This window comes from Gracilimonas sp. (genome assembly GCF_017641085.1).
GTDB lineage: Bacteria > Bacteroidota > Rhodothermia > Balneolales > Balneolaceae > Gracilimonas.
In genome coordinates, this window is record NZ_JAEPPI010000001.1 from 1,373,702 (window position 1) to 1,399,000 (window position 25,299).

General features: G+C 44.7%; 19 protein-coding genes and 1 tRNA gene. 9 read left to right on the forward strand and 11 right to left on the reverse strand.

From position 1 onward, the window contains the following. Positions 1-12 precede the first annotated feature (12 nt). From JJ941_RS05955 to polA, 6 genes are all read right to left on the reverse strand, one after another. A complete protein-coding gene (locus JJ941_RS05955; RefSeq protein ID WP_290962810.1) occupies positions 13-2,679 on the reverse strand; it encodes a TonB-dependent receptor in 2,667 nt (888 codons plus the stop codon). 283 nt (positions 2,680-2,962) lie between these two features. Beyond that, positions 2,963-4,198: a flavodoxin-dependent (E)-4-hydroxy-3-methylbut-2-enyl-diphosphate synthase gene (ispG, locus tag JJ941_RS05960; RefSeq protein WP_290962811.1), complete on the reverse strand. Its 1,236-nt coding sequence runs from the start codon at positions 4,196-4,198 to the stop codon at positions 2,963-2,965. A gap of 6 nt (positions 4,199-4,204) precedes the next feature. Beyond that, positions 4,205-5,113, reverse strand: coding sequence for a rhomboid family intramembrane serine protease (locus tag JJ941_RS05965; protein WP_290962813.1), 909 nt, complete (start codon positions 5,111-5,113; stop codon positions 4,205-4,207). Then, entirely contained in the window at positions 5,106-5,738 is a 633-nt protein-coding gene (locus JJ941_RS05970; RefSeq protein ID WP_290962815.1) for a rhomboid family intramembrane serine protease, read from the reverse strand. Before JJ941_RS05970 ends, JJ941_RS05965 begins: the two co-directional genes overlap by 8 nt. An 11-nt stretch (positions 5,739-5,749) precedes the next feature. Next, on the reverse strand, positions 5,750-7,252 hold the full coding sequence (locus tag JJ941_RS05975; RefSeq protein WP_290962817.1) for an NAD(P)/FAD-dependent oxidoreductase: 1,503 nt from the start codon (positions 7,250-7,252) through the stop codon (positions 5,750-5,752). 225 nt (positions 7,253-7,477) lie between these two features. Next, positions 7,478-10,231, reverse strand: coding sequence for a DNA polymerase I (polA, locus tag JJ941_RS05980; protein WP_290962819.1), 2,754 nt, complete (start codon positions 10,229-10,231; stop codon positions 7,478-7,480). A gap of 148 nt (positions 10,232-10,379) precedes the next feature. Between polA and add the strand changes: the two genes are divergently transcribed. Continuing rightward, on the forward strand, positions 10,380-11,369 hold the full coding sequence (gene add / locus JJ941_RS05985) for an adenosine deaminase (protein ID WP_290962821.1): 990 nt from the start codon (positions 10,380-10,382) through the stop codon (positions 11,367-11,369). A 53-nt stretch (positions 11,370-11,422) separates the two neighbouring features. Here add and JJ941_RS05990 read toward each other — a convergent pair whose 3' ends face one another. The 4 genes from JJ941_RS05990 to nusB all read right to left on the reverse strand — a co-directional run bounded on the left by JJ941_RS05990 (position 11,423) and on the right by nusB (position 15,323). Beyond that, positions 11,423-12,955 carry an amidohydrolase family protein gene (locus JJ941_RS05990; RefSeq protein ID WP_290962823.1) on the reverse strand — a complete coding sequence of 511 codons (1,533 nt, stop codon included), beginning with the start codon at positions 12,953-12,955 and terminating at the stop codon, positions 11,423-11,425. Between the two features lie 101 nt (positions 12,956-13,056). After that, entirely contained in the window at positions 13,057-14,151 is a 1,095-nt protein-coding gene (ychF, locus tag JJ941_RS05995; protein WP_290962825.1) for a redox-regulated ATPase YchF, read from the reverse strand. Between the two features lie 18 nt (positions 14,152-14,169). Next, positions 14,170-14,847, reverse strand: coding sequence for a metallophosphoesterase family protein (locus tag JJ941_RS06000; protein ID WP_290962827.1), 678 nt, complete (start codon positions 14,845-14,847; stop codon positions 14,170-14,172). Positions 14,848-14,852: 5 nt separating this feature from the next. Beyond that, a complete protein-coding gene (gene nusB, locus JJ941_RS06005; protein WP_290962830.1) occupies positions 14,853-15,323 on the reverse strand; it encodes a transcription antitermination factor NusB in 471 nt (156 codons plus the stop codon). A 162-nt stretch (positions 15,324-15,485) separates the two neighbouring features. Between nusB and JJ941_RS06010 the strand changes: the two genes are divergently transcribed. Together JJ941_RS06010 and JJ941_RS06015 are read left to right on the forward strand one after the other, a co-directional pair. Further along, on the forward strand, positions 15,486-15,914 hold the full coding sequence (locus JJ941_RS06010) for a four helix bundle protein (RefSeq protein ID WP_290962832.1): 429 nt from the start codon (positions 15,486-15,488) through the stop codon (positions 15,912-15,914). A gap of 173 nt (positions 15,915-16,087) precedes the next feature. After that, a tRNA-Val gene (locus JJ941_RS06015) sits at positions 16,088-16,162 on the forward strand. 33 nt (positions 16,163-16,195) lie between these two features. Here the strand turns inward: JJ941_RS06015 and JJ941_RS06020 are convergent. After that, the gene (locus JJ941_RS06020; protein WP_290962833.1) at positions 16,196-18,313 is read right to left on the reverse strand and encodes a PAS domain S-box protein; all 2,118 of its coding nucleotides are present in this window, start codon (positions 18,311-18,313) and stop codon (positions 16,196-16,198) included. Positions 18,314-18,473: 160 nt separating this feature from the next. On the opposite strand from JJ941_RS06020, the gene thrS reads away from it, so the two are divergent. The 6 genes from thrS to pheT all read left to right on the forward strand — a co-directional run bounded on the left by thrS (position 18,474) and on the right by pheT (position 25,292). Continuing rightward, positions 18,474-20,417 carry a threonine--tRNA ligase gene (gene thrS, locus JJ941_RS06025; RefSeq protein ID WP_290962834.1) on the forward strand — a complete coding sequence of 648 codons (1,944 nt, stop codon included), beginning with the start codon at positions 18,474-18,476 and terminating at the stop codon, positions 20,415-20,417. Between the two features lie 18 nt (positions 20,418-20,435). Further along, positions 20,436-20,978, forward strand: coding sequence for a translation initiation factor IF-3 (infC, locus tag JJ941_RS06030; RefSeq protein ID WP_255135932.1), 543 nt, complete (start codon positions 20,436-20,438; stop codon positions 20,976-20,978). A 75-nt stretch (positions 20,979-21,053) separates the two neighbouring features. Beyond that, entirely contained in the window at positions 21,054-21,254 is a 201-nt protein-coding gene (gene rpmI, locus JJ941_RS06035) for a 50S ribosomal protein L35 (protein ID WP_290962835.1), read from the forward strand. Positions 21,255-21,273: 19 nt separating this feature from the next. Further along, positions 21,274-21,621 carry a 50S ribosomal protein L20 gene (gene rplT / locus JJ941_RS06040; RefSeq protein WP_255135857.1) on the forward strand — a complete coding sequence of 116 codons (348 nt, stop codon included), beginning with the start codon at positions 21,274-21,276 and terminating at the stop codon, positions 21,619-21,621. 237 nt (positions 21,622-21,858) lie between these two features. After that, positions 21,859-22,866 carry a phenylalanine--tRNA ligase subunit alpha gene (gene pheS / locus JJ941_RS06045; protein WP_290962836.1) on the forward strand — a complete coding sequence of 336 codons (1,008 nt, stop codon included), beginning with the start codon at positions 21,859-21,861 and terminating at the stop codon, positions 22,864-22,866. Between the two features lie 17 nt (positions 22,867-22,883). Then, a complete protein-coding gene (pheT, locus tag JJ941_RS06050) occupies positions 22,884-25,292 on the forward strand; it encodes a phenylalanine--tRNA ligase subunit beta (RefSeq protein WP_290962837.1) in 2,409 nt (802 codons plus the stop codon). The last annotated feature ends 7 nt before the right edge of the window (positions 25,293-25,299 follow it).

Here is a 25,299-nt window from a genome sequence, read left to right on the forward strand (position 1 = left end):
ATTGGTATTCAATTAAAAATTATATCGGACTCCGAAAACCACACGTCGCGGTTCGTTATAAAAATCAGGTCGGTCGTAATTCTCATTCAGATATCGGATATCTCCCCTGAACGTTTTCAGGTCTTCATTTCTGTAGAGCGAATATTCTGCAGTTCCTGTATCAGAAAAAACTCCCTGCTCGTTACCGGTGTCGAGCACGTTGTCAATCTTGGCATAAACCTGAAGCCTTTGATTGCCGCCCATTTCAAAATTCTTGGTAAGGTTTAAATCCAGGTTGTACTTAGGCGGGCGTCGCTGGCTGTTTAATGGATTGACCGATGGAGGTGTTGTTCCGCTGCGAAGGGTGTAATCCGGAGTGTACGGGAAACCGGAACCTGCATTAAAAATAGCACCAAATCCCCAACCCTTTCTGGAAGTATAGTTAGCTGTCAGGTTAACCGTGTGGAGCTGATCCCAGTCTAATGGTACAATCCTTTTTTCGAGTTCAGTTTTTGCGGCCGCTGCATTGTAGGCCTGAGATGGATCGGAGGCATTTCCTTTGGCAATCTGGAAGGTATAATCTGCGGTAAAAAAGAGTCCGCTTGAAAGCGCCTGTTCGAAGCTTAAAACCACCCCTTTGATAAAACCGAAGTCAGAGTTCTTAACAATGCCATATCGCACTGATGTACCATCAACAACGGTAGGATCGGTGGCCGTACCCGCGAGGTTTCTGATATCCCGGAAAAAAGCGGTTACCTCTACAGCCGAGCTACTGGTTAATTCCTGCTTATATCCCAATTCACCGTTAATGGTTTTTTGAGGCTTCAGGTTTGCGTTACCGAGCAGTCCAATCAGTCCCGATCCGCTTCCAAGGCGGAAGAAGGGATTTTGGTACAGCAGGTTAAAGTTTGGAATCTGGAAAAAGTGACCATAAGAAAAGTGCAGAGCTCCGGTCTCCGAAATCGGGAAAGCTATTCCCAAACGGGGACTGAATTGCCAGGTGGGTTCTGAAGATTCAAATACCTGACTTTCGTCCTCAGGACGTTGCTCTTCAAACACAACATTAGGGTCGGTTGGGTCAGTAAATACCTTGAAATTTGAATCGAAGTAGTCGAAACGGACTCCGGCATTAATAATCAGGTTCCCGATTTCTACCTTATCCTGTATGTAACCGGAAACCTCAATTGGGTTTACATCATATTTCGAGTTCACAAAAACGGTTGACACTCCGCCATTAGGATTGTTAACGATAGAGGTTTTGTCGCTGTACTTTAGGGAATGATACCTATACTCAATACCGGATTTAATTTGGTTGGCGCTGTTTACCTGACTTGTAATGTCAAACTTACCGATCAACGTGCTGGTTTCCCGGCTTGTGCGACCGTTATCGGTTCCCCCTACTATAAAGTTGGATGTGATGTTGCTTGCCCGGAATCCCGCATAATCATTCGGCAGATATCTTGAGTCATTGGGATCTTCAAACAAGTACGACTCATACATTTTATAGGTATTCGATACGCTAACATCATAATAGGTATTACTTGAAAGCGTATGGGTGCCTTTCAGGTAGGCGCTGTAATTCCTGGTAAACTCCTGTCGCGAAAACTGCGGCATGAACTGAGCGGAATGATTGTAATTCTGAAACTCTTCTCCACCAAAAATAGCATTAGCTGCAATCTTCACCCCTGAAGCAGGACGCCAGGTTAACTTCATCTGGGCATTCAGTTTTTCATAGGGATTCATATTCACCAGCGAAGAATCACCGGAGCCCAAGGTATCCACCAGCCCAAGCTGACCGAGTGAATTAATCCCCACATCATTATAATCGAACACTTCCCGGCCATAAAACCAGCCGTCATTTCCAAAATATCGGGCGCTGGCAAAGAAAAACAGTTTATCCTTTATAATGGGGCCGTCAAGACTGGCTTCAACATTACGTACCGCGATGGGGTTAATCTGCCCAATACCTCTAAAAAGATCCGTCCTTGTGGATACATAATCACCTAAAAAGGTATTTACCGAGCCGGTAAAATTATTGCTTCCATCTTTGGTTACAATATTCACAATACCACTCATGGCTTGCCCGTATTCAGCATTAAAAGCACCGGTAACCACCTGTACTTCCTTAACCGAGCTATTCTCAACACCTGCTGAAAGGCTGCCATCAAAAACATCTGTTACGGGAACTCCATCCACCCAATACCCTACCTCGCCGGTACGACCTCCTCTAAAGTGACCATCAACAACACCGGCTTGTAGTTCAACAACTTCTGAGAAGTTTTCTACCGGAATAGCTTCAATCTGATCGCTTGTTACTGAAGAAAGGCTCGCCGTTACATCTTTTCTGATCAATTCTCGCCCTGCAGTAACCGTAACCTCTTCCCCTTCCAATACCTGAGCCCGAAGTTCAACATTAATTTCTGTGGTCAGATCAATGGAAACACGTACATCTTCTACAGTAGTCTGGCTGTACCCGATGTATGAAACCACCAAGTTATAGCTACCCGACTCAACTCCTGTAATAATGTACTCTCCATTTACATCGGTTGCATCTCCTTTGGTTGTCCCTTCAATAATTACACTGGCGCCGATAATTGTTTCCCCTGTTTCAAAATCGGTAACTACTCCGCGAATTTTTCCATATTGAGCAAAGGCAGTCGCGGTGGTAAGGCTAAAAAAGAGTATGAAGAGATAGCGCATTAATCCAACATTATTTGTTCCGGTTCTTGGAATATAATGTAATGTAAGCGCTTACAATTTTTCAAGGATTATTTTCAAAAAACCGCTTTTCTAATGTAGGCTAATCGTCAAACTGTTTGGCACAATCCATCTCGGGATTAGTAATTAATTAACAGTTCTTTAACCTAAATATAATCTTTCAATTTTAGCCACTCTCGACAAATAATGAAATTAAAATATAAGGTTATTTAATTTCAGGGGTTAAAATTCTGAGAATGAATGAAAGTGCTTACAAGATTTTTATCTATTCGGACTCAACTGCCTTTTTCTTCCCATAATTTTCCTGAATATAATTATCCAGAATATCCCGGAATTCCTGCCCGATATTATCCCCTCTCAGCGTGGTGAAATGGTCTCCATCTACATAAACAGGGGCTTTGGGTTCTTCGAAGGTTCCGGGCAGAGAAATCCCGATATTAGCATTCCTGGATTCACCCGGTCCGTTTACCACGCATCCCATCACGGCTACATCCATTTCTTCTACACCGGGATATACTTTCCTCCACACCGGCATTGATTCAACAATGTAATCCTGTATTTCTTCGGCCAGCTCCTGGAAATAGGTGCTTTTGGTTCTTCCGCATCCCGGGCAGGATGTTACTTGTGGAATAAAGCTTCTTATTTTAAGTGACTGAAGAATCTGCTGGGCTACCTGAACTTCCAATGCACGATCTGCTCCGGGTTGGGGAGTCAGTGAAACCCTTATGGTGTCTCCTATCCCTTGTTGTAAAATGACTGATAATGCTGCTGAACTGGCAACAATACCCTTCATCCCCATTCCGGCTTCGGTCAACCCAACATGAAGCGGATAATCCACTTCTTTAGCTATTCGTTCGTACACGGTAATAACATCCTGTACACCGGACATCTTACAACTTATTATGATCTTATTGGAAGCAAGTCCTACTTCTTCGGCCAGTTTGGACGAACGTTTGGCGCTTTCCACCATGGTATCCAACATAACTTCCTTAGCCGATTTTGGTTTAGGTAATTCGTTGTTGGCATCCATTTTGTCTGCAAGCAGCTGCTGATCCAGTGAACCCCAGTTTACCCCGATACGAACTGATTTGTCATATCTGATGGCCTGTTCTACAATGGTTGCAAAGTTCTCGTCCCGGGTTTTGGTGCCAGTGTTTCCCGGATTAATACGGAAGTTGGCCAACGCCTCAGCCATATCCGGATATTGAGTCAGCAGCTTATGCCCGTTATAGTGGAAGTCACCGATAATGGGAACGGTAACTCCCCGGTTCATCAATTTCTCTTTTATATGTGGGACAGCTTTAGCAGCTTCGTCGTTATTTACGGTGATACGAACCAGCTCGGAACCGGCCCGGTGTAAATGCTCAATCTGGTCTGCCGTCTCATCGATATCTGCTGTATCGGTGTTTGTCATGGATTGAACCACAATGGGAGCATCTCCCCCAACGGGAACGTGCCCGACCATTACCTGTATTGATTTGCGTCTCTTAATTGCCGACATAGTGCCCTAATCTTTCTTACTTAATTCAAATAGTTTTCGTTTTTCTTCCTGAGAAAGTGAATCATATCCTTTCTTCGATATTTTCTCCAAAATGGCGTCCAGTTCCGACTGATCCATTTCTTCCACAATCTCAGCATCCTGAACAATATGCATGTTTTTATTGCGTGGACGTTTAGTACCGGAGCCGGAGGTACCGGCTGGTTTCACTTTCCCAAACATATATTCTACGTAACGGATAACCATACTTAAGTCCGTTCCGTTTTGATGCGCCTTCACTAATAAATATCCTCCCAGAGCTCCACCCAAATGTACAAGCCTGGCTACTCCATCCGCACTTCCAAGAAACAAGATGTCGATGGCAATCCATCCGGCCACAAAGAAACGAGCCTGAATGGGCGGAAATAAAAACAGCATGATAGGAGCTGTGGGAAACAGCATCGCAAAAGCAACCAGGATACCGGTTACCGCACCTGAGGCGCCAATTACCAGCGCAGTCCCGAATATCTGGGCAATACCCGCATCAAGCAGGGCTCCCAATATTCCGGCTCCAAAATAAATTACGGTAAACGATCTCGGCCCCAACGTTTCTTCCACGGCTCTTCCCATCCACCAAAGCCATAGCATATTGAATAAAAAATGAAAGAAACCTCCATGGAGAAACATATAGGTAACCAATCGCCAGGGTTGAGTTAAGAAGGTCGGAAAAGATGGATCAAAGCCGAGGGTTGGCACCACCCAGTTATTCAATGTCTGCCCGCCCAGCATTTGGATCACAAACACCACGGCATTAATGGCAATAATGGTCCGAATAGCCACCGGCATCCGCATAAAGCCACGCTTGAAAGCATTTCCAAACGAATCGTAGTTGCCGCTGTTCAAATTACCACCGGTAAAAAAAGAAGGTCCGTTAGCCATAGTATTCCGGTTTTTTTAGTCCCCAGTATTTAATCAGGATAAAACCTACCACCAAGCCCCCTAAGTGAGCAAAGTGTGCAACTCCGCTGTTGGGCATCGCCAAGCCATTGAACAATTCAAACAGCCCATAAAACCCTACAAAGTATTTTGCCTTTATCGGTATAGGCGGAATCAAAAGCATGATATATCGGTCGGGGAACATCATTCCAAAGGCCAGCAAAATACCAAAAACCGCGCCGGAAGCACCTAAGGTATAGGCAAAATATCCACCTATAAACATGTGAATGACAGCTGCTCCGATTCCGGTCAATAAATAATAAATGAGAAACCGCTTCGAGCCCCAAAGGTTTTCAATAGCCTGCCCGAATATCCACAGAGCAAAAAGGTTGAGAAAGATGTGGCTGAGGTCGGCATGCAAAAACATATAGGTTACCAACTGCCACGGCATAAAGCCTTCTCCCAACGGGTTCAGGACTAAGTACGGAGCAATAGCGGCACCGATTGGAGTCCAGCCGGAACCAAACAGCTGTTTGGTAAGCAGGAACGCCAGTGCGTTAATAATCAAAAGGTTTTTAATTACCGGTGGGAATACGGAAAATTGGGTATTGGGTGAAAAATTATCCAAAAAATTCTGCTTTATTGATGATTCTTGATGACACGTGAATATACGTTGATTCCACTCAAAGTTACGCCCGGAATTCCTTGTCCCGGGTACGTCGTATCTCCAACAAGATACAAACCTTTAAACGGAGTTTCGTGGGGAGTCCAATTGAGCAAGCTTCGTGCCATACTTTGTGGAATTCCACCTACCCTGCCTTTTTTACGGTACACCCAGTTTTCCCACGTTACCGGTGTTGCGGTATGTATAACATCTATTTCTGAGTCAGCAAATCCGGGCAACTTTTCAGCGAGTTTCTTAACGACAAACTCTTCCACCTGTTGCTTTGCCGATTCATATTCCCCGTTCAGTGAGTACCAAAATTCCGGAGAAGCATGGGTAGAAATATTCAACGTGCGACTCCCCTCCTTCGCCCGATCCGTATCCTCTCGTTTAGACATGGATACAAAGAAGGAGTCCGAGTTGGTAAACGGAACCGTTTTACCTTCTTCCAAATGGATTTGATGATGCAAGGGTAAATCATCCGGGTAGGTATCGGTGGTTGCGATCCCCAGCGTGATCGCACCCCAGGCATGGTTGAAATCTTTGGATTCCGATTCAAAGTACTCCTTCACAACACCGGAAGTAATCCCATTCATATTCCAAACCGGGATATTTGAGATCACAATGGGTGCCCGATAAGTATACTTTTCCTTTCTTTTATTTTGGGTTTTAACCGTGAACTGCTCTCCTTCCCGATCAATCATTTCAACTCCTTCTTTGGTATGAAGAGCTCCACCCTTTTCATGAATAAAGGCACGGATGGTATTCACCATCTCCAGCAAACCGCCCGGCACGTAATAATTGGAATAATTGGTGTAGGTCAGTCCTGCCGCTCCAAACAAGAAAGGAGTTTGATGTGCTTTAGCTTGTGCGGTTATCATCAGTTGCTCATCCACGAATCGGCGAAATTTGGGGGTATCCACGCCGTACTTTTGCATGACATCTTCCACGGATTGAATCGCATATTTAAGCACCCAAACGTCCAAAGGATTATTATTGATAGCCAGCTTTACCCATTCCGATATTTTTTGGGGAGGAAAGAATGGGTTCTTCAGTGAAACCTTCCACACTAAATCAGAAACGGCCAGTGCCTCTTTCCAAAAACCACGCTGTCCGTTTGCATTACCAAAAACCCGGACGCATTCCTGAATCCATTGCTCGCGGTCTTTGTAACGTGTAAGCTGTTCCCCATCCAGCCACACCGACATGCTTGGCGTAATTTCTTCTCGTGGAATCTGAATACCGGTTTCTTTTTCCAGCTTCCAGAGCGGCTGATTTTCATCGAAACCAATCAGTGTAGTTGCCCCCGATTCAAACACATACCCTTTACGGAAATAAGAAGAAGAACAACCGCCCGGAGCATGCGCTTTCTCCAGGATAAGAACTTTATATCCGGCATTGGCCAGCATGGCGCCGGCACTCATTCCACCCATACCGGAGCCGGCAATAATTACATCGTAGTCTGTATTGATATTCATGCCGACCTAACATGATTTATCAGCCAAAATGTTCCGTACTTTTTCGGTATTACGATGTGGGCATTTTTAACCTTTCCAGAGTTAAACCGGGAAGGTTAATCAAAATTCGAGCCTTAATAACTCTGGAAAGGATAGCTAAAGGAAGAATGATGATTAACCATCCAACAACTATTCGCTCCGACGCAGAGCGTCCGGAGCGAGTGTCACCTCATCACCTCATCACTCTTAATGCGCTTCCAACCAATTACCAGCTACTCCTGAATCAACATCCAGCGGCACTTCCAGCTCAAAAGCGGTTTCCATCAGTTCGTTGATTTTGGCAGGCACTTCATCCAGTTCGCTTTCATGAATTTCGAAGATCAGCTCATCATGCACCTGCAGCAGCATGCGACTTTTCTTGTTGTTGTTCTTCAGCCAGTGATGAATGTTAATCATGGCCAGCTTAATGATGTCGGCAGCTGTTCCCTGAATCGGCATATTGATAGCCGTTCGTTCGGCAAAGCCCCGTACGTTCCAGTTCCCAGATTTGATGTCAGGAATATACCGGCGACGGCCCAGCAGGGTTTTCACATAACCATGCTCCCGGGCAAACTCCTTTGTATCATTGATGTAATTCAGAATATTCGGGAACCGCTCGAAATATTGATCTATCATCTCCTTGCCTTCGTTATTCTCAATTCCCAAACGTGAAGCAAGCCCATAGGCACTTACCCCGTAAGGAATTCCGAAGTTTACTTCTTTGGCTTTACGCCGATGGTCGGCCGTCACTTCATCCAGCGAATCCAGATCAAATATTTCCTTTGCTGTTCTGGAGTGAATGTCTTCTTTGTTTTTGAAGGCTTCCATCATCGCCTCATCCTGGGCAATATGTGCAATAACCCTAAGTTCAACTTGTGAGTAATCGGCAGACATGATCTTATACCCTTCCTCCGCAATAAATGCCTTTCGTATCTCTCGCCCCCTTTTGGTTCGAATTGGGATATTCTGAAGGTTTGGATTGGAGGAACTCAACCGTCCTGTCGCAGCCACGCTTTGATTGAACTCGGTATGAATACGACCGGTATCTTCATTGATCAACTCCGGCAGTGCATCCACATAGGTTGATTTTAGTTTTGTCAGCTGGCGGTAATCCAGAATCAGACTTGGCATTTCATATTTGGCAGCCAGCTTTGTTAAAACTGATTCGGCCGTAGAATACTGCCCCGTTTTGGTTTTCTTGCCGGCCGGCAGGTCCATTTTCTCGAACAAAATGGTGCCCAGCTGCTGTGGAGAATTGATGTTAAACTCCTCTCCCGCCTTGTCATAAATCTGTTTTTCCAGTTCTTTCAGGTCTTTGTCCAGTTCCCTGGAAAAGGCCGCCAGCATATCGGTGTCCAGCTTTACGCCTTTATACTCCATATCAGCCAGCACTTCCATCAGCGGATAATCTACGGTGTAGGCTATCTCCTCCAGCTCGTCTTCCTTCAGCTTGTCGCTTAGAATTTCATACAAACGCAGGGTGATATCGGAATCTTCACAGGCATACAGATATACGTCTTCCGGCTTCAGCTCTGCCATTGAAATCTGCTTCTTCCCTTTTCCAATGAGTTCTTCGATGGGAACAGGCTTGTAGTTCAGCAAACTCTTGGCAAGCTCATCCATTTTCAGGCGCTGATTTGCATCAATCAGGTAAGCGGCGACCATGGTATCAAAGGCCTTGCCCTTAATTTCGATTCCGGATCGCTTCAGCATCAGGTAGTCAAATTTATAGTTATGTGCCACCTTGGTTGACTCCTCATTCTCGAACAACGGACGAAGAATTTCTATTACTTCCTTTTCATCCAAACCTCCTTCTACGTTCACCGGGATATAATAGCCGGTTCCGGGAGTGGCAGTAAGTGAAATTCCTACCAGTCCGGCTGAAACAGGATCAGGGCTGTCCGTTTCCGTGTCAAAGCAGAATTCCTTTTTATCTTTGAACTGTTCAGCAAGCTTCTTCACTTCATCCAGAGAGTTCACCAACTCATAGTTTACCTTATCCTCATCCAGCTCCTGCTTGGGAGCTTCCTCTTTAAATGAACCAAAAAGGTCAACCTGATCTCCATCTTTTGAGGCAACCGGACCTTCCTCTCCCAGATACTTCTTGGTAAGGGTTCGAAATTCCATTCGCTTGAAGAACAAACCCAGTTCTTTCTTGTCGGGCCCTTTCCACTCCAGTTCTTCCCAATCCTCAGTTTCGGGTACATCGGTTTTTATAGTGACCATAAACTTGGCATGAAGGGCCTGCTCACCATATTCCATCAAGCCTTCGCGGGCTCGTTTTCCACTGATATTCGGAGCATCTTCGATGGCTTTTTCCAGCGATCCGTACTTCTTAATCAGCTTAGGTGCTCCCTTCTTTCCAATACCCGGCACCCCCGGAATATTATCCGAGGTATCACCGATCATAGCCAGCACATCAATCACCTGCTCCGGATACACTCCGAAATAATCTTTCACACCTTCCCGATCGATAATATTGAAGCCACCGTTATTGTTGTCCGGCTTCATCATGCGAATGTGATCGTGCACCAGCTGCATAAAATCTTTGTCGGGTGTCACCAGCATCACATCTACATCATCAGCGTTTGCGCCGCTGGCGATGGTTCCGATAATGTCATCCGCTTCGTAGCCATCCTGTTCTATATTCGTGATTCCCCACGCCTTCACCATTTCTTTGATAAGCGGGATACCAATGGTTAATTCCTCTGGCTGGGGCGGGCGATTGGCTTTATAGTCCTCATCTTCTTCATGCCTGAACGTGGGTTCGTGCGTATCCCAGGCAACAGCAATGTGAGTCGGTTTCTCTTCGTCCAGCATTTTCTCCAGGGTATTGGCAAAACCGAGAACGGGTCCGGTTGGAATGCCCTCCGAGTTTTTAAGCCTGCTGTTTATAAACGCAAAGTGTGCACGGTAGGCCAGCGCCATTCCGTCCAGTAAAAAGAGAAGTTTTTTAGACATTGAATCTGATTATTTTGAACGTGTACAATGAACATGGAAACTAATTTTTTTTGATTCTAATTACGAATATAGATTACATATCATCCACCCCGGTAAAATGCCATTTCCATGCAATTTCTTTTTGATACTTAGAATATCAACTCATTAAATGAATTTAAACTCGCTGCCAAAAATTGAATTACATCTACACCTGGATTGCTCTTTAAGCTTTGATGTGGTTAAACATTTACGTCCCGGAATAACCCAGGAGCAATATAAATCAGATTTTATTGCTCCGGCCAACTGCTCCAGTCTGGATGAATACCTGAAGTGTGCGCAGGAACCCATAGCCCTCATGCAATCCAAAGAGCAGCTGGAGATGGTAACTCTCGATCTGTTCCAACAGCTGAAAAAAGATCATGTGATTTACGCTGAAATCCGTTTCGCCCCGCTTCAGCATTGCAACAAGGGTTTGACCGCAGAAGAGGTTGTGCAAGCTGTAGATGAAGCTACTGCCAAAGGGATAAATGAAACGGGTATTGAAGCGAGAATCATCTTGTGCACGCTTCGCCATTTTACAGAAGAACAAAGCATGCAAACCGTGCGGCTCGTGGAAAAATTTAAAGGCAGCCGTGTTACCGGTTTTGATATAGCCGCTGATGAAACCCTGCCGGTTGATAACCACATCAAAGCTTTTGAATACGCCAATCGAAACAACATTCCCTGCACGGCCCATGCCGGGGAAGCGTGCGGAGCGGAAAGCGTACGTGAAGTTTTACAGAATTTCTACCCTTCCCGAATTGGTCATGGCGTTCGAAGCCTGGAAGACGATGCACTCATGGGTCACCTCAAAGAACAAAACATTCACCTGGAGGTGTGCCCAACCAGTAACGTGCAAACCGGGATTTACGATTCAGTGGCCAATCACCGGGTCAATGAAATCTACGAGCGGGGAAATTCACTGAGTATCAATACAGACGGACGTACAATTTCCAATGTTTCTTTGAACGAAGAGTATTCTTCTTTGAATAAGCACTTTAACTGGAAACCCGAACACTTTTTTCGTGTTAACCATCACGCTATAGATGCTGCTTTTTGTAATGAGGAGACGAAAGAGACATTGCGCCGTAAACTAAAAGATGGGTCTAAGAACGATTGAAAGTAAAATAGGGAGATATTTGCAGAGCAAGTGTCTGTCCCCTGAATCAACTTTCAATTCTCATCCCTCAAAACTATTCCGGTTCTCTGTTTACTTATTTCGCTTCCGGATTTTGCTACCCGGCCGTTAACAATCACCCACTCAAATCCGGTGGCCGGTTTGTGGGGAGATGAGAAAGTGGCGTTATCCTGCACCTGTTCCGGATCAAAAATCACGATGTCTGCTTTTTTACCGGTTTGAAGTACACCCCGATCAGTTATTCCAAGTGTTTGTACAGACAGTCCCGACATCTTATAAACGGCCTCTTCTATGGAAAGGGATTGCTCTTCTACCACATATTTTCGAATGATTTTGGCAAAGCTGCCGTAGCCTCTTGGGTGACGCATACCCGGACTCCCATCCGAACTGATCATTACTCCATCCGCTATGGCAATGCGATCCTGTAACTCTTCATTCATTACAAAATGAGCGGCTGATCCTGCATTTGGACCCATTTGAAGCAGAAAATCAATGGGAGTTACACCTTCGGCTTTTGCTGCTTCAGCCAGTGTTTGCCCGGCATATGTACCTGACCCGAACAGAATTGCATCCGGGCCGTTTCGCTGTTCCACTTTCGATTCCAGAAACTCCCGCAGCAGCGTTGGATTCTCCTTCATGATGGCCTTCCATTCTTTCTCTGTTTTGGCCCAGGTTGGGAACACAATCCCAATCCCGGTGTAGCTGGCTGCGTACGGATAGGTATCTGCAGTGAAAGTAATTCCTTCTTCATTGTAAGACTCTATCTGATTCAGTACTTCTTCAGCCCGCTCTTCTCCTTTTCCATATACAACTTTAAAGTGAGATGCATGAACGCGAGCATATTGCCCCAACTCAGCCAATTCTTCTAAAGATTCAGCTATCCGAGAGTCGTCTTCGCTGCGCATATGGCTCATTACGATCCCGTCAAATTCTCCTACAACTTTGGCAAGAGCAGTTAGTTCATCGGGCTTGGCATACAGCCCCGGCACATATTCAAGTCCAAGGCTCATCCCAAAGGTACCGGCTGTCAGGTCAGCTCGTAGCTTGGCTTGCATTCGCTCGATATCACGGTCAAATACTTCTTTGTCTTCGTTCAAACCTACCGATCTTCTAAGAGTGGCATGCCCCACTAAAGCAGCTACATTAACCGCCGGCTTTGCAGCTTCCACCTCTTCAAACCAATCAGCAAGAGAACCGCTTGCAGGTGAGGAACCATCCTGACCAAGCAGAATAGTAGTAACACCCATCGACAGGTAGCTCTCAAATTCCGGTGTTCGAATCGGATTTCCGTGAGCATGCATATCAATAAATCCGGGAGCTACCACTTTCCCTGATGCATCTATCATTCGTATTCCATGAAGGGTATCCGGGCTGATCTCACCAATGGTATGAATGGAATCTCCACGAACCAGTAGATCTGCCTGATAAGCATCTTCCCCGGTTCCATCTACGATGGTTCCATTCAGAATCAGCAGATCTGCATTGTTTTGAGCCTGAAGTTCTCCTGCGCCCGCAAAAAAGTTAATTAAGCTAAAAGCCAGGATGAGTGTGGAAATAGTTTTTTTCATTGGATGCCTTCTCTGTGGTATGAAATAAAATTCATCACAAAGAAAGCCAAACCCGGCCACACTTAAAAGGATGTCTATGAAATTATGTGGAGCTTAAACCCTTAAACATTAAAACGGAAAAGCAGTACATCACCGTCTTGCACAACATATTCCTTTCCTTCCTGACGCATTTTTCCGGCTTCGCGAGCGGCTTTTTCTGAGCCGAGTTCTTCATAGTCCTTGAAAGCAATAGTCTCGGCACGGATGAATCCTTTTTCAAAGTCAGTGTGTATGACCCCGGCTGCCTGTGGGGCTTTAGTCCCTTTTTTGATGGTCCAGGCACGCGCTTCTTTAGGTCCGGCTGTGAAATACGTAATCAACCCAAGCTCTTTGAAGGCTCCTTTAATCAGTCGGTCTAAGCCTGCACTTGGTACGCCCAATTCTTCCAGGAACATTTCTTTTTCATCTTCGTCAAGCTCGGCGATTTCAGCTTCAATCTTAGCACAAAACATTACGGTTTCATCATCGTGCTCAGAAGCAATCTCTTTGACGGTATCCACGTATTCGTTCCCGTCTTCCAGGTCAGATTCTCCAACGTTACAGGCATAAAGCACCTGTTTATCGGATAGCAGGAACAGGTCTTTGTAGGCTTCCCTCTCTTCTTTGGAGACTTCGAAAGTCCGGGCTGAATTGCCTTCTCCCAAATGATCAGCCAGCCTTTGAACGATCTCTAACTGGGCTACTTTGGCTTTATCGCCGCCTTTAGCTTCTTTCTTCAGCTTCTCCACCCGCTTTTCAACCGATTCCAGGTCCTTCAGAATTAATTCTTCCTCAATGATGCGAATGTCCCGCTCGGGATCAACACTTCCTTCCACGTGAATTATATCGTTATCATCAAAGCAACGAACCACATGCAGGATCAGGTCAACTTCCCGAATATGAGATAAAAAGGCATTCCCTTTCCCCTTTCCTTCAGAAGCACCCTTTACCAAACCGGCAATATCCACAAACTCGATGGTAGCCGGCAGTACGTTTTTGGATTCAGCCAGCTCTGCCAGTATATGCAGTCTGTCATCGGGAACAGGAACCATGCCCACATTCGGGTCGATGGTACAAAAAGGGAAGTTAGCTGATTCGGCTCCGGCGTTACTCAGGGCATTAAATAAGGTTGATTTACCTACGTTGGGTAGCCCAACAATTCCACATCTTAAGCTCATGTACGGATTATTTGAATTTTAAAAGTCTAAACTATCTTGTTGAATAAATTTGGTTTCGGGGAGAGCCACAGCCGTTAAAACGCCATAGCCTCTTTCTTTATACACACAGCCGGTGTCTATGCCCAGCATGTTTGGTTCTACAATGGGTTCCTTTACCGGGGTATGACCAAAAACCACCGTTTTCTCCCACACGTTCTTGCGCGCATACACATGATCGCGCTGCCAGATAAACTGATCACGCTCGTATTTACTTTCCAGGTTTTCCTGAATGGTCAAATCGGGAGATATGCCACCGTGCACAAAAAAATAATCTTCGGTCTCCCAGTACAACACGGTGTTTTTGAAAAACTCGTAATGATCTTCCGGCAGGTCAAAGTCGCCCGGGGATGAATCGTAATCACTCAAAGTGGTATTCCCGCCATTGCTCAGCCACAAATTCCATTCCCCTTTTTCGTAGGCGTCCAGCAGCATTTGGTCATGATTGCCGGTCAGAAAAACACACTCATGATTCTGGTCAAATTCAATAAGCTGTTCTACCACCCGCCGGGAATCCGGACCACGATCCGTATAATCTCCAAGGAATACGTAAGTCGGTTTATTGTTGAAAGTATCATCAAGTGTGTTAAGCAGTGCTTCATTAGATTCTGCACACCCGTGAATGTCGCCAATTGCTATAATTTCAGGATGTGATGCCATGTTCTTTAATTATTTCCCAACGATTTTTGAATGAGTCCTCGCCCTTTTTTATTAATGCGTCCTTTTTCATTCAAATCGCTCAAAGCAGCATCTAAAATTCCATTTATAAATCGTCCCGATTTAGCCGTGGAGTATCGTTTAGCTAGTTCGATGGCCTCGTTAATGCTTACTTTGGTGGGAATTTCTTCGAAATAGATAAACTCGCAAATGGCCATTTTCAGGATCATGCGGTCAATTAAAGCCAGCCGGTTTATGTCCCAGTTTTTAATATGATCGACAATTACTTCATCCAGCTCTTCTTCATGATCAATGGTTTCGAAAAATAATTTCTCTGCGAAACGGCGAAGGTCTTTCTCTTTGGTGAATTCTGCTTTCTTGATAATGGTGTCGGCGACGTGCTGGGTAGAATCTTTGCCGAGTTGGAGTGCGTAAATTGCTTTGAGAACCGTTTCTCGTACTTGTCTTCGATTGATCATGCCAAATAACTATTGTAGTGAGCGCCAAAGATACGGGTTTGTTGATACAATTGTGCATCATAAAAATCACAAATCGACCTTTCGGTCAATCCCCGAATTCTCGGGGCAAATCTGCCTCGTTGATTTTCGAGCGATCGAACGACCGATTATAGATGGACGAATTTGTCCTGTAAGGAATTCGTATCTGGTCGCTCTTACATAGAAAGAATAAATCAGAAAAAAATGACCAAAGCACAACTTGAAGAACGGTTGATTCAATTTGCTGTTCTTATCATCAAAATTACTAATGAACTGCCTTCTAACAGAGCTTCAAACCAACTCGGGGGACAATTGCTTAGAAGCGGAACCTCCCCTGCACTTAACTATGGTGAGGCAAGAAGTGCAGAGTCGCTTAAAGATTTTATTCACAAAATGCAGCTGGTACTCAAAGAACTGCGGGAATCTTATGTTTGCCTTAAAATCATTCACTTATCAAACTTATATAAAAATGAAAGTAGTATTGTTGAGGCTAAATCAGAATGCAATGAACTGATTTCTATCTTCGTAAAAAGCGTACAGACTGCGACCAAAAGAAAAATGGGTAGCTCCTGACTCAACCAAATCACAAATCGATCTTTCGGTCCATCGCAATTCTGTCTGGTTGATTATCGAGCGATCGAACGACCGATTATCGATGGACGATTTTCATCTATATAAAACCCCAAACTAGCATTGTGTTACTCCCCGAAAGCTCCCTATATTTGAAGCCGTTATTTACTGATCTTGCGTCCTTAGCTCAGTTGGTTCAGAGCGCCGCCTTGACAGGGCGGAGGTCACTGGTTCGAGTCCAGTAGGACGCACATTTATTTTTAGGATATCACTTCGCTGCTTTTCTACTCCTCTTCTTCGCTGCTCTTCTCGAACCTGAATTCGAAAATGGCTCCATCCTCGCTACGATAATCAAATGAAGCATTTAGCTGTTTGGAAAGTGTTTTGATGAGTGTCATACCCAAGGAAGTATGGATACTGGCCTGAGGTTGCTCAGGAAGGCCAATTCCATCGTCTTGAATTTGAAGCAGCAGCTTGTCGCACGGACGGGAAAGGCTCACCGTTATGTTTCCAGTCTTTCTGCCGGCAAAAGCATGTTTGTAACTGTTGGTGATGATTTCATTCAGCAGTAAACCACAGGGAATAGCCTGAATGATCGGGAGTTTAACCGGAATGATATCCAGCTCAATGTTTACTTTAACATCCGACCGCTTCATGGTTTTATGTATCACTTCGGTCAGCTCTTCAAAATACTGGTTGATGTCCACCTCCGAAAAATCATCACTCTGGTAGAGCTTCTCATGCACCATCGCGATGGAATTAACCCGCATCTGGCTGTCTTTAAGGATTCGTTTGGCGTTTTCATCTTTGGCAGAATAGGATTGTAACTCCAGCAAGCCGGTGATTACGGCAAGGTTGTTCTTCACGCGGTGGTGGACTTCCGCCAGCAGCATTTCTTTTTCCCGAAGTGATTTACGAACCTGCTCCTCGGCCTTTTTCCGGTCGGTGATGTCCACATAAATACCATAAATACCCACCACGCTTTTTTCTACCACTACCGGAACGGCGTAAATGATCACATCCAGGATAGTGCCGTCTTTACGGATTCGTTTCTCTGTTACTTCGGTTACCTTTGCACTCTCAGTGAGCCGAACGGCATCATCATGTCGTTTTTCCGGGACGATTAACTTATCCAGCTCCAGCCCCTGCAGTTCATTTTCGCGATACCCAAACAGTTGCTCAAAGCCATCATTAACCATTTCAACTTCACGATGCTCGTTCAGCAAGGCAATACCGATAGGCGATGAGTTAAACAGCTTGCTGAATAAACCTTCACGCTGCTTAAGCGCTTCTTCTGATTCTTTCCGGTCAGAAATATCCCGCTCAATCACTATAATGACTTTTTCGCCAAAATAATTACCGGTATTTACCAACACCTCGGTGGGGAATATTTCGCCGTTTTTCCGTTTGCCCCATCCCTCATATTTGCCGGGATGTCCGTCATAAGCCCGCTCACGGATTTCCTTAATTTGTTCTTCATCATACTTACCCGGGGCCGAAAGCATTCGATTGTGCTTGCCTACTACTTCGGTTCTTTTGTAGCCAAAGGTGCTTTCGAGTCCCTCGTTGGCCTCAATAATCACTCCCTCTTTATCCAGCAGATAGATGGCATCACTGATGGAATTAAACAAATCCTGGTAGCTCATCATGCTGCGCTTGGCATCATCCAGGGCTTCTTCGCGGTCGGTAACATCGTGCACAAGAGAATACATGGCCACCACATCCCCATCTGAATTGTACAGCAGCGAATTATACCATTCGCAGTAAATCACTTCTCCGTTTTTGGTAATGTTTCTGTTGATTACCGAAACGTCTTTTTGGCCATTCTTATATGTCTCCTTGATAGTGTCTCGCACATAATCCAGGTCATCCTCGTGGATGAACTTTTCCAGCAACCTCTTCTCGTTGATAGCTTCTTCCTCGGTGTATCCAAAAAGATCCTCGGCTTTTTCTGACCAGCGAATGATATTCAGAGATGCATCCCATTCAATTTCAGCCAGCGGGAAATTGTTAAGGTCGAGCTGACTGGACAGTAATTTCTTTTCATCTCTCTTTCCTTCCACAATTTCAGAGAAGTTATGAGCTATTACCAGTTTAGCGGGCCGGCCTTTATAGTTGATGAGGTGAGCAGAAAGCTGAAAGTACAGATCCTTCCCGTCTTTTGTTTTAAACACCCAAATTTTATCTGCAGACTTTTTTGCAGGTATAGGTATTTCATCCTTTATCTTTTTACCTGATTTCTGCTCTCCGAAGTCGATTACTCTTTTCTTTAAGAACTTCTTTTTTTTATACCCTAAAATCTCAGTGGCCGCACTGTTTACATCTAAAATCTTGAGGGTAGCCTGCTCGCAAACGAACATAGGCTGAGCATCGAAGAAGCTTTCTTCGGGATTAAAATTCATGTACTACTGTAGATTTAATTTCATTGCCGAACGAATATCACATTTCTGAGCCATCAAATCCAATCCTTTTAATGTAAATAAATCACCAGAATAAGCCTGTGTGTACATACTATTTTTTTTATCTTCCACTGTTAAAGAAATTCTGAGAATAAAACACTGAATGGCAGACCAAAAAATTACGCTTACATTACCCGACGGAAGTCAACGAGAATATTCATCAGGAACCACAGGATTAGAAGTAGCAAAGTCTATTGCATCCGGATTAGCGCGTGCCGCACTTAGCATTACTGTGGATGGTGAAATTATTGATCTGGATCGTCCCATTACCAAAGATGCTGAGATAGCTATCAATACCTGGGACAGTGAGGACGGCAAATACACCTTCTGGCACTCCTCTGCTCACCTGCTCGCAGAAGCCGTTCAGGAACTGTACCCCAAAGCCAAATTCGGAATTGGCCCGCCCATCGAAAGCGGGTTCTATTACGACATCGATTTCGGCGATAAGCAGATTTCCCAGGAAGACTTGTCAAAGATTGAAGACAAGTTCATCAAGATGGCCCGTAAAAAAAATGAGTTTGACCGAAAGGAAGTAACGAAGCAGGAAGCCCTCGATTTCTATAAAGAAAAAGGTAATGAGTATAAAGTGGACCTGATTGAAGATCTGGATGACGGCACTATTACTTTTTACACACAGGGTGATTTCACCGATCTCTGCCGTGGCCCGCACATCCCCAATACCGGAGATGTGAAAGCGGTTAAGCTCACCAGCCTGGCCGGAGCGTATTGGAGAGGAGATAATGAAAGTAAACAGCTGACTCGTATTTATGGTATCAGCTTTCCCAAGCAGAAAATGCTGGAAGAGCATCTCACCCGTTTGGAAGAAGCCAAAAAAAGGGATCACCGAAAGCTCGGTAAAGAGCTTGGCATTTATATGATCGACAATATGGTAGGCAGTGGCTTACCGATGTGGCTCCCCAATGGAACGGTACTTCGCCGAACGCTGGAGGCATTTCTCCGTGATGAGCAAAAAAAGCGCGGCTATAAAGAGGTTATCACTCCGCATATTGCTAATATAGAATTGTATAAAACATCCGGTCACTATCCGTATTACCAGGATTCGCAGTACAACCCAATGCAGGTAGATGATGAAGAGTACATGCTGAAGCCGATGAACTGCCCGCACCATCACCGGATTTATTCCAATGATTTGCGCAGTTACCGCGACCTTCCTCTGAGATTGGCTGAATTTGGCTCGGTTTATCGCTACGAGCAGTCCGGGGAGTTAAGCGGACTTTCAAGAGTTCGGGGATTTACCCAGGATGATGCTCACATTTATTGCACGCACGACCAGCTGAAACAGGAAATTAAGCATACTATAGAACTCACTCAGTTTGTATTTAACACATTTGGCATGCCGGTCGATATCCGTCTCTCCTATCGTGATGACAACGAGAAGAAATACGGAGGCAACACCGAGTACTGGGATCGCGCACAAAAAGAGATTCGGGAAGTAGCCGACGAAATGGAGCTCGACTATCATGTAGCTCCCGGCGAGGCCAGCTTTTACGGACCAAAAATCGATTTTATAATCCGTGATGCCATTGGACGCAAGTGGCAGCTTGGTACTGTTCAGGTTGATTATGTAATGCCTGAACGATTTGACCTGACCTATGTAGGTTCAGACAATGAGAAGCACCGTCCGGTTATTATTCACCGCGCGCCCTTTGGATCGATGGAACGGTTCACCAGTATTCTGATTGAACATTTTGCCGGAAACTTTCCGCTGTGGCTGGCTCCTGAACAAGTACGCATTCTTCCCATATCTGATGAACAAAATGCGTATGCTGAATATTGCTATGAGAAATTGAATGAACTTGGGGTTCGGGTTGAACTGGATTCCCGAAGCGAGCAGATCGGAGGAAAAATCCGGGATGCTGAAACGAGTAAGATCCCATATATGTTAATAGTGGGAAGTAAGGAAGTAGAAGATGAAACTGTTTCCGTTCGCCGCCATAAAAAAGGCGATATTGGAACTTTCAATTTTTCTGATTTTCTTACAGACATAAATGAAGAAATTCAAACAAAAGCTTTACCTAAAGACTAACTAAACAACGAGGTTACTATCGCAAGAAGAAGTTATCAGAGACGACCACAAAACGAGGATCGTCCTCGAATTAATGAAGAAATCAATGCTGCTAAGGTTCGGGTTATCAAACCTGACGAAGAGCATGAAATTACGACAGCTGAACGCGCCCTGCAGATAGCTGCATCGTATGATTTGGATCTCGTAGAGGTCGCCCCAAAAGCCAAGCCCCCGGTTTGCAAGGTGATTGACTATGGGAAATTTATGTACGAGAAAAAGAAAAAAGAGAAAGAAGCGAAGAAAAAACAGCACACCATATCTGTTAAAGAATTGCGCTTCCGTCCGAACACGGACGATCATGATCTTGAATTCAAAACCCGCCACGCACGAGAATTTTTGGAAGGTGGCGACAAGGTGAAAGCAACTGTACAGTTCCGTGGACGAGATATGCTTTACACGGAAAAAGGCGAATTATTGCTTCTGCAGCTTGCTAAGGACCTTTCTGATGTAGGCAAAATTGAAAGCAAGCCTAATATGGAAGGCCGCAGAATGATCATGATGCTCGCCCCATCTAAAAGTTAATTCCTTCGTTGCACAGGGATACAAATCTCCCTATTTTATAAGTCTTTAAATTTTCACAAAAGTTGGTGGATTTCCATGCCAAAAATGAAAAGTAATAGTGGTGCTAAAAAGCGGTTTAAAGTTACCGGTTCCGGTAAAATTAAGCGTAAAAAAGCTTTTAAGCGTCACATTCTGACAAAGAAAAGTAGTAAAACTAAAAGACAGCTTGGAAAAGACACATTGGTTGACAAAGCCGATGAAAAGTCTATCAAAAGACAGCTGCCTTATCAATCTTAATTTTTAAACTAACGACAAAATGCCACGTTCATTAAATTTGGTGGCTTCCCGTCGCCGTCGCAAAAAGATCATTGATCAAGCGAAAGGTTACTGGGGTAAGCGTAAGAACGTTTACACCATTGCGAAGAATGCTGTAGAGAAAGGACTTCTCTACCAATACAGAGATCGCAAGAATCGTAAACGTAATTTCCGTCGATTATGGATCACCCGCATCAATGCGGCAGCAAGGCTCAACGGTACAACCTATTCTAAACTCATCCACGGGATGAAGACCAAGAATATGGAGATCAACCGTAAGGTACTTGCAGATCTTGCCGTACGCGATGCAGATACGTTTGCTGCTATTGTTAAGGAAGCCACTGCTTAATTGCATATATTAAACGGTATAAACCGGCAGATCTTTTTTATAAGGTTTGCCGGTTTTTTTATTTTTGGGAATTAATTTCGGTTCCGACGCAAAGCGTCAGAACCAGTCAAAGAAAAAGTATTTAAATTCCCCTATGCTATAACACTCGGTGTCGTGGCAATTACCGGAATACATTTTATTAAGCCTTCGCTTATGGCGGTTGGCGTCAAAGCGATTTCATTTAAAAAATCACATTTCATGCTTAATGATATAAAAGCATTACAGGAAGAAATTAACAGCTTCTCCATCACTGATGAGGAGCAGCTTGAAGCTTTCCGTCTTGAATTCCTATCCCGAAACGGGAAAGTGCAATCCATGTTCAAGAATATGGGGAAAGTTCCCAAGGAAGAACGGGCTGAAGTTGGAAAGGCCATGAACCAGGTGAAAGTGCTGGCTGAATCGAAATTTGAAGAAGCCAAAGCCGCACTCGAGCAAGATGAAAGCAAAGACCTGAGTGCCAAAGACGACATTACCCTCACTCCTCCTTCCTATCCGTTAGGTTCACTGCACCCGCTTACGCAGACTTTGGAGGAAATGAAATCCATTTTCTACCGACTTGGATTTACCATTGCAGACGGACCGGAAATCGAGGATGACTTTCACAACTTTACCGCCCTGAACTTTCCTCCGAATCACCCGGCACGGGACGAACAGGATACCTTTTTCATTAAGAAGAGTGATGATCCCGATGTTCAGGATTTGGTTCTGCGAACGCATACTTCCCCGGTTCAAATTCGGCTGATGGAAAACACGGAACCTCCAATCCGGGCTATTATGCCTGGACGTGTGTACAGGAATGAAGCCGTTTCGCCAAAGTCTTATTTCTTATTTCACCAGGTAGAGGCTTTATATATAGATGAAAACGTAAGCGTCGCTGACCTGAAGGAAACACTTATCACCTTTGCCAAGCTGATGTTTGGCACCGATGTGAAATACCGGCTTCGTCCCGGATTCTTCCCCTTCACCGAACCCAGCCTTGAGATGGATATCTGGTGGGGATCGGAACAAGACGGCAAGTGGCTGGAAATTTTAGGTTCCGGCATGGTTGATCCCAATGTATTCAAACATGCAGGTGTTGACCCGGAGAAATATACCGGCTTTGCCTGGGGAATGGGTGTTGAACGTATCGCCATTCTCAGACACGGGATTGACGACATCCGTACCTTCTACGAAAATGACATTCGCTTCCTCGAACAGTTTAACTAAATACCTCCCCCGCTTTAATGAAAGTATCGTACAACTGGCTTAAAGAATTTATTGATCTTCCCCTCTCACCGGAAGAAACCGCAGAAAAACTAACGCTTATCGGACTGGAAGTAGAAGAAGTTGAGTCTTTTGGCAGTTCTCTGGAAGGAGTTATTGTCGGAGAAATACTGGAAGTTCGAGAACATCCAAATGCCGACCGGCTTCAGATTTGTGATGTAAAACTCGGCGACTCCCAAACCCAGATTGTTTGCGGAGCCAAAAATGTGGCAGCCGGGCAAAAAGTACCCGTTGCTACCGTCGGCTCCACCCTACCCATTAAACTGGATGACGGTTCATTCCTGAAAATCAAAAAGGCGAAGCTTCGGGGTGAAGTTTCTGAAGGGATGATTTGTGCCGAAGACGAACTTGGGCTTGGAACCGATCATGAAGGCATAATGGTGCTGGATGAAGACCTGAAAGTGGGAATGCCCATTTCTGAGATCTTTGATCTTTATGAAGATACCATCATCGATATTGCCATTACCCCAAACCGGCCGGATGCCACCTGCCATTTAGGAGTTGCACGCGATTTGGCTGCCGCGCTTAATATTGATCTTAAGAAACCGGAAATACCATCCGGTAAAACTGTTCAGAATTCCGAAGACATCACCATTAAAATTGAGAATGCCGAGAAGTGCCATCGGTATGTCGGAAAGAAGGTAAAAGGTATTGAGATAAAAGAATCACCAAGCTGGCTGCGAAATAAGCTGAAAGCCATTGGTGTGCGTTCGGTTAATAATGTGGTGGATGTAACCAATTATGTGATGTATGAATTGGGGCAGCCTTTGCATGCGTTTGATTACAAAACCATTCGCGGGAAAGAGATTGTTGTTAAAGATTTCAGCAAAGAAATTGAGTTTGAAACGCTTGATCACGTAAAACGAAAATGCACACCCGGAACTTTGTTTATTTGTGACGGTGAAGGTCCGGTAGCCATAGCCGGCGTAATGGGCGGTGTGGATTCTGAAGTTGGAGATGACACTACCGACATCCTCATTGAAAGTGCTTATTTCGATCCCGGCTCTATCCGCAGAACGGCCAAAGAACAAACTTTGCAAACCGATGCCTCCTATCGATTTGAGCGGGGTATTGACCCTAATCTTCAAGCCATTGCGGCAGAACGCGCTGCTCAACTCATTGCTGAAGTTGCAGGTGGGGAGATTTCTGAGGAAACAGTGGATGTTCACCCTACCAAAACAGAAACGCACCAGCTTACTCTCAGAAAAAGCTACACCAACCGTCTGTTGGGAACCGACTTCGACATTCAAACCATTGCAACAATTCTGGACGGCCTTGAACTTAAGGAAGTGAATCGGGATGATGATACCATTACATTGGAGATTCCAACCTTCCGCCCGGATTTAGAACGCGAAGTGGATCTGATCGAGGAAGTTGGACGACTCTTTGATTACAATAAAATTCCCGCTCCGAAGCACGGTATTTATGTTTCTTCAGAGCCGATTAACGAATGGGAAAAGCTTAATCAAAAAATCAGGAATACCTGCCTGCAATTGGGCTTCCGCGAAATCTATTCCAATTCATTGATCTCTGAGAAAGAAGCTTCTCACTTTGGTGAACTCGATGATATGATTTCTGCACTGAATCCTTTAAACAAGGATATGAGCACCCTGCGCCCTTCCCTGCTCCACGGATTTCTGAAATCAGCCTCTTACAACTTCAACCGCAAAAGAGCCGGTGTTCGGTTCTTTGAACTGGGCCATGTGTTCAATGCGGATAAAGAAGGAACGTATTACGAAGGGATTAAAGAGGAAGTACATGTACTGCTTGGGCTTGCAGGTCTTAAGAATCAGGACAGCTGGTTGGAAGAGGCAGAATCCTATTCCATTTTTGATCTGAAGGCTTTGGTTCATGCCTTCTTCAGTAAGCTGAATTTAATGCAGCATCTTTCATCCAAGGCAAAAGATGAAACCATCCTCGAATACTTTTGGGGAGAAAAGAAAATCGGAACCCTGTTTCTGCCTTCCGATGACTTAAAAGAAGCCTATGACTTTGAACAGGAAGCTTTTGTAGCAGAGATTTCAGTGTCGGCAATTTCAGAAGCCCTTGCTGTTATTCCTGAAAATACCTTTAAAGCCGTACCTAAATTTCCCGCTTTTGAATTCGACTTTGCGGTCATTGTTTCACAGTCGGTTACAGCCGGAGAACTGATGGAAGTGATCGAAGATAAAGCAGGTGAACAGCTGGAAAGCATTGATATTTTTGACGTTTTTGAGGGGGAGTCTATTGGAAAAGGAAACAAAAGTCTGGCCTTCCGGTTAAACTTCCTGGATCCGAACAAGACCTTGAATATCAAAGAAGTAGAACCTATTATTCAGCGAATTGTTAAATCATTGGAAAAAGATTTTTCAGCTAAACTGAGAGGGTAATCAAACC

Coding starts and splice junctions, on each gene's coding strand:
- JJ941_RS06000 (WP_290962827.1), bottom strand. CDS start 14,847: ATGGCATCACATCCTGAAATTATAGCAATTGGCGACATTCACGGGTGT.
- pheT (WP_290962837.1), top strand. CDS start 22,884: ATGAAAGTATCGTACAACTGGCTTAAAGAATTTATTGATCTTCCCCTC.
- polA (WP_290962819.1), bottom strand. CDS start 10,231: ATGTCTAAAAAACTTCTCTTTTTACTGGACGGAATGGCGCTGGCCTAC.
- ispG (WP_290962811.1), bottom strand. CDS start 4,198: ATGTCGGCAATTAAGAGACGCAAATCAATACAGGTAATGGTCGGGCAC.
- thrS (WP_290962834.1), top strand. CDS start 18,474: ATGGCAGACCAAAAAATTACGCTTACATTACCCGACGGAAGTCAACGA.
- rplT (WP_255135857.1), top strand. CDS start 21,274: ATGCCACGTTCATTAAATTTGGTGGCTTCCCGTCGCCGTCGCAAAAAG.
- JJ941_RS05990 (WP_290962823.1), bottom strand. CDS start 12,955: ATGAAAAAAACTATTTCCACACTCATCCTGGCTTTTAGCTTAATTAAC.
- rpmI (WP_290962835.1), top strand. CDS start 21,054: ATGCCAAAAATGAAAAGTAATAGTGGTGCTAAAAAGCGGTTTAAAGTT.
- add (WP_290962821.1), top strand. CDS start 10,380: ATGAATTTAAACTCGCTGCCAAAAATTGAATTACATCTACACCTGGAT.
- ychF (WP_290962825.1), bottom strand. CDS start 14,151: ATGAGCTTAAGATGTGGAATTGTTGGGCTACCCAACGTAGGTAAATCA.
- JJ941_RS05965 (WP_290962813.1), bottom strand. CDS start 5,113: ATGGCTAACGGACCTTCTTTTTTTACCGGTGGTAATTTGAACAGCGGC.
- JJ941_RS05975 (WP_290962817.1), bottom strand. CDS start 7,252: ATGAATATCAATACAGACTACGATGTAATTATTGCCGGCTCCGGTATG.
- JJ941_RS05955 (WP_290962810.1), bottom strand. CDS start 2,679: ATGCGCTATCTCTTCATACTCTTTTTTAGCCTTACCACCGCGACTGCC.
- nusB (WP_290962830.1), bottom strand. CDS start 15,323: ATGATCAATCGAAGACAAGTACGAGAAACGGTTCTCAAAGCAATTTAC.
- pheS (WP_290962836.1), top strand. CDS start 21,859: ATGCTTAATGATATAAAAGCATTACAGGAAGAAATTAACAGCTTCTCC.
- JJ941_RS06020 (WP_290962833.1), bottom strand. CDS start 18,313: ATGAATTTTAATCCCGAAGAAAGCTTCTTCGATGCTCAGCCTATGTTC.